The organism is Achromobacter sp. (genome assembly GCF_036567245.1).
Lineage (GTDB): Bacteria > Pseudomonadota > Gammaproteobacteria > Burkholderiales > Burkholderiaceae_B > Achromobacter.
The window spans coordinates 1-1,784 of the sequence record NZ_DATCUY010000302.1; the positions used below are offsets into that span (position 1 = coordinate 1).

At 68.7% G+C, this 1,784-nt stretch carries 1 protein-coding gene and 1 pseudogene; one reads left to right on the forward strand and one right to left on the reverse strand.

Annotation, left to right across the window (positions count from 1 at the left end; genetic code table 11):
• Nucleotides 1-999 (forward strand): annotated as a pseudogene (locus tag VIR09_RS13460) (hypothetical protein); the annotation flags it as partial.
• Between the two features lie 22 nt (nucleotides 1,000-1,021).
• Here the strand turns inward: VIR09_RS13460 and VIR09_RS13465 are convergent.
• A complete protein-coding gene (locus VIR09_RS13465) occupies nucleotides 1,022-1,732 on the reverse strand; it encodes a nucleotidyltransferase family protein (RefSeq protein ID WP_332013318.1) in 711 nt (236 codons plus the stop codon).
• Nucleotides 1,733-1,784: the final 52 nt, after the last annotated feature.

Sequence of the window (1,784 nt, forward strand, 5' to 3'; positions counted from 1 at the left end):
GATCTTCCCGACAACCTGCGTGCACCCACCGAGATCTCGGCCTCCACGGGCATCGCGTTCGAGGACTACAACCGCACCTACGCGCCGGGAACCAACAACCTCCAGAACTACTACGCGCTGCCGCTGACGGACCAGAGCAATCGCACGAGCTTCTACTCGGGCGTCAACAGCGCCGCCTACGCACGGGCCGGTGTCGCCGTGGTCATTTCCAAGTCGGAGAAGCGGGCCGCCTTCGTCGACCTGCGCCCGCTGTTCAGCTACTACCGCGAGAAGTACTTCGGCGGCAGCCAGTCCGATTTCAACGCCATGGTCGCCAGCCGCGGCGCCGGCGCCAGCCAGTGGCCCTACACCTTCGACGCAGTGGCGTCGCAGAAGCCGACGGTCATCAAGACCATCGACCTGGACAACCGCCCGACGGCCGTCAGCGTGCGGCCCAACGACGGCCCGCGGCGCGCCTTCATCGCCACGCAGGAAGGCCAATTGCACATCTACGACCTCGGCAACTACCTGACGCCCTCCGGCGGCGGCGCGGCCGCGGAGATCGTGCGCAAAGGCGGCGTGACCGTCGGCCGCAACCCGACCCACATCGCCTACGCCAAGCCGCACGACAGCAACAAGGTCTACGCGCAGGGCTTCGCACGCGAGGTCATCGTCACGTCGCGCGGCGACCGTCGGATCGACTGGGTGCAGTTTGGCGCCGACTTCAACAGCGGCGTTGCCCGTGCCAACCCGTTGACCGACACGCGGCTGGTGGACCCCATCGCCGCCGAAGATGCCGAGAACCACGGCACCGAGTCCTATGTCCTGTCCGTGGCGGACTACGGCGGAAAGCAGCTGTCCAACTACCGCTATGGCCCCGTGGTCTTCTGGACCAACCAGGGCAGCGGCAAGGCGTGCCAGCCGCCGAATGGCTGTGCGACCAATGGTACCTACGAGTTCGGTGGCAGCTTCGCGCTGCCGGGGGGGCCGTTCCAGGTCTCCGGGTCGAACATCCCTTGACGGCCGCCGCGCGGCGCCGGTCTCATCGACCGGCGTTCAGCGCGGCCAGCCGTTCGGGTGTGCCCACATCCGTCCATCCGCCCAGGTAGCGTTCCGCGCTGACCTGGGCTTTTTCGATGGCGCGCCGCAACAGCGGCGCCAGCGCGGCCTTCGTGCCCTGCGGGTTGCCGGGCGGGATGTCGCAGTGCGGCGGCGCGAAGAAGGCGGCGCGGTAGAGGGCGATCGTCGAGAAGGTCAGGCGCTCGGGCGCGTCGTTCAGGGCCAGGCCGTCGGCCGACAGGCCGAAATCGCCCTTGGCGTTATGTGACGGATTTGGCACCAGCCACAGGTGGGCGAGCCGGCCGCTGCTGACAAAACGTGTCACAGCCGCCTCGGAAAAGACGAAATCCGGCGCATACACGTCGCCGGCCGCGACCCAGAACACGTCCGCGAGCATCGGCAATGCGCGCACGATGCCGCCGGCTGTCTCCAGCGCGCCGCCGAAGTCGCGGCCTTCATGGGAGTAGGCGATGTGCAACGGCGTGCGGTCACCGAGACCGGTGCCATCGCCGAAGCGCGCCTCGATCTGCTCGCCCAGCCAGGCGGTGTTGACCACCACCGACGAAAAGCCGCCGGCCGCCAGCGCCTCCAGCGGCCACTGCATCAGCGGCTTGCCGCCCACGTCGAGCAGGGGCTTGGGCATGGCGTCGGTCAGCGGGCGCATGCGCTCGCCGCGGCCGGCGGCCAGCACCATGGCTTGGGCGCCGTTCATGCCTCGATCACCAAAGTGCCGCCGCGCGCGATCT

What these genes read in the sequence shown, in the direction of transcription:
- VIR09_RS13465 (WP_332013318.1), bottom strand. Translation starts at nt 1,732, where the DNA reads ATGGTGCTGGCCGCCGGCCGCGGCGAGCGCATGCGCCCGCTGACCGAC.